This window comes from Pseudanabaena mucicola FACHB-723, from assembly GCF_014696385.1.
Classification (GTDB): Bacteria; Cyanobacteriota; Cyanobacteriia; order Pseudanabaenales; family Pseudanabaenaceae; genus Pseudanabaena.
The window spans coordinates 1-8,850 of sequence record NZ_JACJQB010000075.1; the positions used below are offsets into that span (position 1 = coordinate 1).

Below are 8,850 nucleotides of genomic sequence, written 5' to 3' on the forward strand. Positions count from 1 at the left end.
AAGTGGCTCAATTAGTCTCACAGTAATTAGTTCGGATATGGTGATTCTTAGAATCTTCCCATTAGTTCGGATATGTGTAAATAATTCTGCATGGCTACTTATAACACTCGTGACTTTAACGGTGTTGAACAGTTTGGAATACAATTGTTTAAGCCTCCAGATTTTTTACGGTTGATAGGAAAGTTGCCATGAGTATCGTCCAAGTTCAAATTCCTGATTCTTTACACAAGAGTTTGTCTGAACTTGCAAGTCGTGATGGTATTTCTATTGATCAATTCATATCTACAGCGATCGCTGAAAAGTTGTCAGCGCTGATGACAGAAAGTTATCTCAGTGAACGGGCTAAGAGGGGTAGTCGAGCAAAGTATGAGGCAATCTTGGCAAAAGTTCCTGATGTTGAGCCAGAAGCCTATGACAAAGTTCCAGCCATTTAATAAATTTTTGTGATTCCCTTGTAGTTAATAGACTTTAATTATTAAACAAGCGTAGAACTGATGATAATTAGAGAAAAGTCAATCATTCTTGAGGCAATTACTAAATATGTAGATGCTCTCAATCTAACTGAGCAGTTATGGCTTTTGGAGCATATAGCGCATCAAATTCGGATTAGAAATGAATTAGCGGCAATGGCGCAAGATCCGCAAATTCAAGTTGAGCTTTCTCAGATTCAGCAAGAGTTTGCTGTTACAGATTTTGATGGGCTTTGAAATATGGCTATATTGCGATCGCAAATCTACCCTGTAAATCTCAATCCAACTGCTAGCAGAGAGTGAAGTGCTTTCTCAGAGTCGCTGAATCATCTATCAAAGAATCTATCCCTAGAAAATTAGACCTATGAATCCTTCAAAAAGCACATTAGATGACAAGCTTATTACTCTTGAAACATTAATAGGTGTTTCTGAATATGCTATTAAGTCAAAACTAGAAGAATTAAGAGATAGCGATAAAGAAGAAGAACCTTGTCAGGAATGGATATATGAAATACTGGCTTTTTCGTTTAGGGAGAACAGCGCGAATCATAAAAATAGCTGGGGGACATATTTTGCGCCAATGATGATAGTTCCAACAGAAGATGGGCAAGTGCTGGAAAGTCCAAGTATTCAATTAGTGAATGAAAAAGTTATTTCCTATTGGACTGAGAGATTTCAATCAACAAATAATTCTCTTATGCAAGCACGGTATGCAGGATTAGTGTGGGATTTTACTGAAAAAACAACTGGGAAAAAGCCTCATTATTCAGTAGCAATTACTTATTGTCAGGCACTACTTAAAGTAGCTAAAGAAAGAAACCATGAGTATGCGGTTGACATTATCCAGAAGCTTGAACGAGGTTTATTCATTGCTACTTCCTTCAAAAGCCAAGAACTAATTAGAAGTGCAAAAGAAATAATTTTAGACTACGAGCGTTTTGTTGCTGAAGATTCTAAACCAGGTCTCTGGGGTTTCAGTTTCGATTTACTCATTGACAGCAAAAAAGTTATTCTTTCTACAGAGGAAGAAAAAGAGGTGATAGAGGATCTCGAAGATAGATTAAATAGACTCAAAGATGGAACCATATGTGAAAAAGCTGCTGAACGACTAGCTCGCTATTATCGTTCAAAAGGATTAGAAGAAGAATGTTCTCGTGTAATCAGAACATTAGGAAAGTCTTTTGAAAGTACATCTAGCAGGGTAGATCCGTTGACTGCATCTTCTTTGTTAGAACATATGCATCGTGTCTATACACAGTTCAATCTTCTCGATGATGCAGAGCGTCTGGTAAAAATTATCCGAGAGCTTGGTATCAAAGTTCAAAATGATATGAAAGCAATACCCCATGAAATGAAAATTTCTCTTGACGAACTTGAAGTTTATATTGAACAAATTTTAGACGGCAATCTTGACGAGGCTCTTACCCGTATTGCCATACATTATATTCCTCAACGAAATGAGATTGAAAAACAACTATACGATCTAACAAGGATTGCTCCGATTAGCTTTCTACTTGACAAGCACATAACAGATGAGCAAGGACGATTTGTTGCTACTGTAGGTTCATTAGAAGAAGACTTAGATGGAAATGTTGTAATCCAAGCATCTCAAAACTTGAATGTATCTGCAATATTTCTAAATGCGGTTTTAGATCAAGCAATTAAGAAATTTAGCATTGACTCTGATAAGTTAGTCAACTACTTATTTCATTCTCCAGTTTTTGATACTCTTCAAAGAGACTTTTTGCTTAAAGGAGTTCAAAATTATTTTGAGAGAGATTTTATTGTAGCTACTCACCTACTCATTCCACAGATTGAGGCAGCAGTGAGAAAACTGGTGGAGATTTCTGGCGGGACAGTTTTAAAGCGTGGACGAGGTGGTGGTTTTCACTTGATAACACTTGATGACCTTCTCCGAAGTGAACAGGTAAAACAGGCATTAGGTGAAGATGCTTCTCTTTATTTTCGAGTGGTTTTAACCGATCAACGAGGCTGGAATATCCGTAATGATGTTTGTCATGGCATTTCCCTGCAACATAAATGTTCCCAAGTTGTTGTAGAAAGGCTAATTCATATTCTTCTTGTATTAGGACTTTTAAGACATAAACAACTTTAATTAACATCCAGAATATTGATTGGTAGTGATCGCTAATCACATTAGCAATTTATTGAGCGATCAAGCCTGACCACTATGCAATCAAACCAAGTAACATTATTTTTTAGAATCAATATCTGGAGAACACCAAAATGCCAAGCCTAACACTAAGTAACGAGCAAGTTGTAGAACTTGTTAAACAACTACCACAAGAGCAAAAAATAGAAATATTTAGATTCCTATTGCTTTCTCAATGGCAGCAATGGCAAGACTTATCTAGCTATGGCGCGGATAAAGTCAAACTAGCCGCAAAAGAGCGTGGCTATGATTGGGAAAAGATGACAGGAGAAGAGAGAGAAGAATTTATTGATTTAGTAGTCCACGAGAAATAGTGAAAGCGATCGCTAAAGCTACGGATTTTGTTAATTTATTCTCTTAGATAGCGATCGACTATGATGCAATCAGAGATAACCTTGAAGCAGACTGATATTTTGATTTATTGGGTGATTGCATTGCAAATCCGCGACTAAGCGATCGCTTTCAATCCTTGTTAAAATAAATTCATGAACCTAGTCTCAAGGAAATAGCTAAGAAAGTCTTTTTGCTGAAAAGAAGTAATGACACTAAAAATATCAGCATTTAAATCTGCCAACCCCAAGTAATGCGGCTGTTGTCCCTGATTTGTACTTTAATACAGGATTACTGGTTTAGTGGTGGCATAGATAATTGCCCTGATCATTAATCCGATCGCAAAACTACTTGCGGTCACGATGCCAAATAATTTCCAGATATTTTTTTGTGACAAGCCTGTATCAAGGAGTTGTTTGCCCACTAGGGTGATGGCAGCGGCAACTGCCCCAATTAATGTCATATTTAGCCAATTAGCAGGACTCTGTAAGACTAGCCAAGTCATCGCCACCATAAAAACAATTGTGATCACAGTTGCCACAATTTCACGGATGGCTAGCCTTTTGTCTGGGGCAGGATCGTAACGCAGATCTGGGAAATTTAAGAGATATAGTCCTAAGCAAACACCTGCTGTGATCAAGCTATAGGTGATATTAGAGGATTGCCAATAGACAATAATCACTGCGACGATCGCCGCTAACAATCCGCCAAGACTTTGGGGTATCGCCAATATCGCCATGGTTGACAGTAAAAATAGCAAACCTGCATTGAGGTAGTCGTCAGTACGCAAGAAAGTACATAACTGTGCGCCTGCTAACCCATATGCAATTGCGATCGCAATCAGGGAAATCAGCAATCGAATCCCGATCTCTAACTTACCAATCTTGAGAGCCATAGGTATACAACCAATTTATTCATCTATGCCAAGCCGTGAGGCTATGTTCTAACTATACTGGCGATGGTTATAATAGCGATCGCTGCTCGATATAAACAACCCAATCTAACCTAATACAGAACGATGACATCTGCTCCTAAAGCCAAATCTGAGAATCTCACGGATAGTTCCTCCGAATTAAACCAATATAAGGACACCGTTAACTTGCCGCAAACCGACTTTTCGATGCGGGCAAATGCTGTGATTAAAGAGCCTGAGATTCAAAAATTTTGGCAGGAGCAGGAGATTTACGAAGACCTCATCCACAATAACCACGGTGATGTCTTTACGCTCCATGATGGCCCCCCATATGCTAATGGTACGCTGCACATGGGTCATGCTTTAAACAAAGTTTTAAAGGATATTATTAATCGCTATAAGTTATTGCGTGGCTACAAAGTCCGCTATGTGCTGGGTTGGGACTGTCACGGCTTACCAATCGAGCTTAAGGTTTTGCAAAATATCAAAGCCGAGGAACGTGCCACTTTAACGCCTTTGCAATTGCGGAAGAAAGCCAAGGAATTTGCACTGCAAACGATTAGTGAGCAAGCGAATGGCTTTCAGCGTTGGGGTGTTTGGGGTGACTATGAGAATGCCTATTACACCCTCAAGCCTGAATATGAAGCTGCCCAAATCGGTGTATTCGGGAAGATGGCACTGAAAGGCTATATCTATCGCGGATTGAAACCTGTCTATTGGTCACCTAGTTCCCATACCGCGCTTGCGGAAGCAGAATTGGAATATCCTGAAAATCATATTTCGCGTAGTATCTATGTTGCCTTCCCCGTCACCAAACCTAGCGAGAAGTTGAAGGCGATCGCCGATCTAACCAATCTCCATGCCGTGATCTGGACAACGACACCTTGGACAATTCCCGCTAACTTAGGAATTAGTGCTAATCCCCATCTTAGTTACAGCATCGTTGCTGCTGGCGATAAAAACTACATCGTCGCTACAGAACTAGTTGAGAAATTAGCCGAGACCTTTGAGCAAGCCTTGGAAGTTAAATACACATTTAAGGGTGATGTGCTTGAAGGAACAGTTGCAAAACACCCCATTGTTGATCGCCCCAGTCCCATTGTTTTAGGCGATCACGTCACCGCCGAGTCTGGTACAGGCTTAGTTCATACTGCACCCAATCATGGTCAAGATGACTTTGTGGTGGGCAAGAAATATCATTTGGGCATGATTTCCCTCGTTGACGATCGCGGTATTTTCAATGAAGATGCTGGCGAAGAATTGGCAGGTTTAAGCGTGCTAAAAGAAGGTAATGCCAAGGTTGTGGAAATCTTGACTGCTAATGGAACTCTTATTAAAGAAGAAGCCTATAACCACAAATATCCCTACGATTGGCGCACTAAGAAACCCGTGATTGTTCGCGCCACCGAGCAATGGTTCGCCTCCGTTGATGGTTTCCGCGAAGATGCTTTGAAATCGATCAAAGAAGTTAACTGGATTCCTGCGATCGGTGAGAATCGGATTACCTCCATGGTGCAAGAGCGATCGGACTGGTGTATTTCCCGTCAGCGCACTTGGGGTGTACCGATTCCCGTATTTTATGACGAAGAGACAAATGAACCTTTGCTCACCGAAGAGACAGTTACGCATATTCAAGATCTCATTCGTGAACATGGCTCCGATGTGTGGTGGGAAAGAGAAGTAGAAGATCTACTTCCTGAATCCTATAAAAATAACGGTCGCAAGTATCGCAAAGGTACGGACACAATGGATGTTTGGTTTGACTCTGGTTCTTCATGGGCTGGGGTGCTCGGTGGTGAGAGCCATAATTCCAAACTAGTTCCCTATGCTCTCAACTACCCTGCCGATATCTATCTCGAAGGCTCTGATCAACATCGTGGCTGGTTCCAATCTTCGCTCCTAACTAGTGTGGCAACCAATGGCTATGCACCATACAAGACCGTATTAACTCACGGCTTTGTCCTTGATGAGAAAGGACAGAAGATGAGTAAATCCCTCGGTAACATTGTCGATCCGATGGTGGTGATCAATGGTGGTAAAGACCAGAAGAAAGAACCGCCATACGGTGCAGATGTAATTCGTCTATGGGCGGCGAGTGTGGACTATAACGGTGATGTACCGATCGGCAAGACCATTTTGGCGCAAATGTCCGATGTATCACGCAAGATTCGGAATACAGCAAGATTCTTACTCAGTAATCTTTTTGACTTCGATCCTGCTAAAGATACTGTCGCCTATGCCGATTTATCAGAAAGCGATCGCTATATCCTCCATCGTCTTTCCGAAGTTACTAAAGACATCACTGAAGCCTATGAGAAATTCCAATTCTCGCGCTTCTTCCAAACTATTCAGAACTTCTGCACCGTCGATTTATCAAACTTCTATTTAGATATTGCTAAAGATCGCCTCTATATCAGTGCGCCCAATGTTGCTCGTCGTCGCAGTTGTCAAACCGTATTGATGTATTGCCTAGAAATGATTGCGAAGGCGATCGCACCTGTACTAGCTCACACCGCCGAAGATATTTGGCAACATTTACCCTATCCTACCCCTAGCAAGTCAGTCTTCCAAGCTGGTTGGTTTACTGCTCATGATGAATGGCAGAAGCCTGAACTTGCCACCAAGTGGGAATATCTCCGCGAAGTGCGATCGGAAGTCAATAAAGTCTTGGAATCGGCCCGAACAGGTAAACTCATTGGCGCACCATTGGAAGCTAAGGTTTTGCTGACTGTATCTGATCCAACTCAAAAGGATTATTTAGCTTCTCTTGGTGAAGAGTTGCGCTATCTTTTCATCGTTTCACAAGCTGAGATTGTAAAAAAGTTATCTACTACTGACTTCACAGGTGAATCAACTAATCTCAAGATCGCTGTAGTCAAAGCTGATGGCGAAAAATGCCCTCGCTGCTGGAACTATTCCACCCATATCGGTGAGTCGGCTGAGCATCCCCATATTTGCGATCGCTGTGTCGGTGCATTAGCAGGTACTTTTTAGTAAATCGAGATTAGTTGGCGATCGTTTATTTCAACAATAAAAATGATAAATAGGCGATCGCCTATATACCTATACACACTCATGTCTCCAAATTTCTGAAGAACATAAATGGCTAAAAAAATTATCAGTCTTTTTTCTGGTGCTGGTGGAATGGATATTGGCTTTCATAAAGCTGGTTTTGAAACTGCTGTTGCTGTGGAACAAGACCCATCATGTTGTGAAACATTGAGACGAAATATGCCAAACGTTAATGTCATAGAAGGAGATATTACAAAACTATCAACTCTAGAAATCTTAAAAGCAGGAGATCTGCAACCCTTAGAACCTGCATTAGTAATAGGTGGACCGCCCTGCCAAAGTTTTAGTCTAGCTGGTAAGCGAATGGGAATGGACGATCCTAGAGGAAAGTTAGTTTTAGAATATATTAGAGTGGTTCGAGAATCTTTACCAGTAGCTTTTGTCATGGAAAATGTAAAAGGACTGGTGAATTGGTCAGAAGGCAAAGCACTAGATGCTATATTGAAAGAGGCTTCACAGGAAATTGTTTATAATGACAAAATTTATGAATATAGACTGTCTTACCAAATTTTGAATGCTGTTGATTATGGTGTTCCTCAATTTAGGGAGAGAATTATTATTGTTGGAAATCGCATAGGCAAGAAATTTGACTTCCCGACACCAACGCATACATCTTCATCAGAATCACAAATGGACTTATTCAAAACGAATAGGAATCATTGGAAAACAGTTTGGGACGCAATTGGGGAATTACCAGCAGCAGCAGAACCTTCAGAAACTGCCATTCGGGTTTCAGAAACAATTAAAGAAAGAATCATCAACCATGGATATTAAAAACCATCAAAAAACGGCTCATGCTCCTTCAACCATTGCCAAAATCCAAGTAGTAAAGATTGGGACTAAACTAAGTGACTTTACGAAATCTTTTGGTTCTACTTATAGAAGACTTGATCCTGATAAGCCCTCACCTGCTGTAACGAGAAGTGGGTATAGAGACTTTATTCATCCATTTGAGGATAGAATGCTTACAGTGAGAGAGTTGGCTTGTTTACAGACATTTCCGATAGAGTGGGAATTTTTAGGAACAAGATTGGATTCTTATAGTAGTAAACGAGTTGTCACGATGACCCAATTTGGACAGGTTGGAAATGCAGTTCCACCTCTTCTTGCTGAGGCGATTGCTAAGTCAATTATGGAGCAATTCTTTCAGGATGAATAAATGAATAATTTGAACGTATTATCTGCTGCTAGTTTGATAACGACACCTGAGGCAAGGAGAAGTGGATTTCTTGAGTATGCCTTACGTAGAAATAAAGAGGCCATTCCTTTTATTGATAAAGCAAAGGCTCTAAAAGCAACTCTGCAAGCTCACACAAATCAACCTCGCGATATTCTCTCGATCATTAAAATTAGAGAAAGTTTGTTGGAAGCTGCGGGTATATCCGTCAAAGCTAAAGCTCATTTATCTAATGTTGACAAAGAAAGACTATTAACGGATTTCGTTGATAGAGTTTTAATCCCTTGTGGTCAAGAATACATAGACGAAGTTATTTATCGGTATCTACTAACTTCAGGTGATGCACTTGGAGGTAAAATGCGAAATATTGTTGGCTCTATTGCCAATGAGAAATTAAATCGCTTTGTAATATCTCAACTGCAAATATGCCAGATTGACTTCCATTTCGCTACCAATAGTGTCTTTATTAGTTCGACAGAGTACATGCTAGACATAGCAGAATCAATCAAAGCCATCAAGTGGCAGACAGGTAATGGTGAGCAAAGACTGCTGATTTACAATGTTAATGTTCCTCAAGTAAGTAAGAATATTGATATCGTTTTACTGAATAAATCTATAGAACCCATTTGGTATCTTAGGAAGAGTAATGAAAGGGATCAAACATGGGATATAGCAGTAGCCTAAGCGATAAAGAGTGGGAGATTATTGAACCTCT

The 8,850-nt window shown here is 40.3% G+C and carries 9 protein-coding genes; 8 read left to right on the plus strand and 1 reads right to left on the minus strand.

Annotated elements, in window-relative coordinates:
- Positions 1-188: 188 nt before the first annotated feature.
- The 4 genes from H6F41_RS18175 (at position 189) to H6F41_RS18190 (ending at position 2,957) form a co-directional block, all read left to right on the plus strand.
- A complete protein-coding gene (locus H6F41_RS18175; protein ID WP_190404873.1) occupies positions 189-434 on the plus strand; it encodes a toxin-antitoxin system HicB family antitoxin in 246 nt (81 codons plus the stop codon).
- A gap of 60 nt (positions 435-494) precedes the next feature.
- Positions 495-707 (plus strand): hypothetical protein, encoded by a 213-nt coding sequence (locus H6F41_RS18180; protein ID WP_190404874.1) that lies wholly within the window; start codon positions 495-497, stop codon positions 705-707.
- Between the two features lie 127 nt (positions 708-834).
- On the plus strand, positions 835-2,586 hold the full coding sequence (locus H6F41_RS18185) for a DUF4209 domain-containing protein (protein WP_190404875.1): 1,752 nt from the start codon (positions 835-837) through the stop codon (positions 2,584-2,586).
- A 131-nt stretch (positions 2,587-2,717) separates the two neighbouring features.
- A complete protein-coding gene (locus H6F41_RS18190) occupies positions 2,718-2,957 on the plus strand; it encodes a hypothetical protein (protein WP_190404876.1) in 240 nt (79 codons plus the stop codon).
- A 296-nt stretch (positions 2,958-3,253) separates the two neighbouring features.
- Here the strand turns inward: H6F41_RS18190 and H6F41_RS18195 are convergent, their stop codons facing one another.
- Entirely contained in the window at positions 3,254-3,868 is a 615-nt protein-coding gene (locus H6F41_RS18195; RefSeq protein ID WP_190404877.1) for a hypothetical protein, read from the minus strand.
- 123 nt (positions 3,869-3,991) lie between these two features.
- Between H6F41_RS18195 and ileS the strand changes: the two genes are divergently transcribed.
- The 4 genes from ileS (at position 3,992) to H6F41_RS18215 (ending at position 8,819) form a co-directional block, all read left to right on the plus strand.
- On the plus strand, positions 3,992-6,880 hold the full coding sequence (gene ileS / locus H6F41_RS18200; RefSeq protein ID WP_190404878.1) for an isoleucine--tRNA ligase: 2,889 nt from the start codon (positions 3,992-3,994) through the stop codon (positions 6,878-6,880).
- A 108-nt stretch (positions 6,881-6,988) separates the two neighbouring features.
- Positions 6,989-7,732 carry a DNA cytosine methyltransferase gene (locus H6F41_RS19200; protein WP_190404879.1) on the plus strand — a complete coding sequence of 248 codons (744 nt, stop codon included), beginning with the start codon at positions 6,989-6,991 and terminating at the stop codon, positions 7,730-7,732.
- Positions 7,641-8,117 carry a DNA cytosine methyltransferase gene (locus tag H6F41_RS19205; protein WP_408962553.1) on the plus strand — a complete coding sequence of 159 codons (477 nt, stop codon included), beginning with the start codon at positions 7,641-7,643 and terminating at the stop codon, positions 8,115-8,117. Before H6F41_RS19200 ends, H6F41_RS19205 begins: the two co-directional genes overlap by 92 nt.
- Entirely contained in the window at positions 8,118-8,819 is a 702-nt protein-coding gene (locus H6F41_RS18215) for an AvaI/BsoBI family type II restriction endonuclease (protein ID WP_190404881.1), read from the plus strand. It abuts the gene before it with no gap.
- The last annotated feature ends 31 nt before the right edge of the window (positions 8,820-8,850 follow it).

Coding starts and splice junctions, on each gene's coding strand:
- H6F41_RS18175 (WP_190404873.1), top strand. CDS start 189: ATGAGTATCGTCCAAGTTCAAATTCCTGATTCTTTACACAAGAGTTTG.
- H6F41_RS18180 (WP_190404874.1), top strand. CDS start 495: ATGATAATTAGAGAAAAGTCAATCATTCTTGAGGCAATTACTAAATAT.
- H6F41_RS18185 (WP_190404875.1), top strand. CDS start 835: ATGAATCCTTCAAAAAGCACATTAGATGACAAGCTTATTACTCTTGAA.
- H6F41_RS18190 (WP_190404876.1), top strand. CDS start 2,718: ATGCCAAGCCTAACACTAAGTAACGAGCAAGTTGTAGAACTTGTTAAA.
- H6F41_RS18195 (WP_190404877.1), bottom strand. CDS start 3,868: ATGGCTCTCAAGATTGGTAAGTTAGAGATCGGGATTCGATTGCTGATT.
- ileS (WP_190404878.1), top strand. CDS start 3,992: ATGACATCTGCTCCTAAAGCCAAATCTGAGAATCTCACGGATAGTTCC.
- H6F41_RS19200 (WP_190404879.1), top strand. CDS start 6,989: ATGGCTAAAAAAATTATCAGTCTTTTTTCTGGTGCTGGTGGAATGGAT.
- H6F41_RS18215 (WP_190404881.1), top strand. CDS start 8,118: ATGAATAATTTGAACGTATTATCTGCTGCTAGTTTGATAACGACACCT.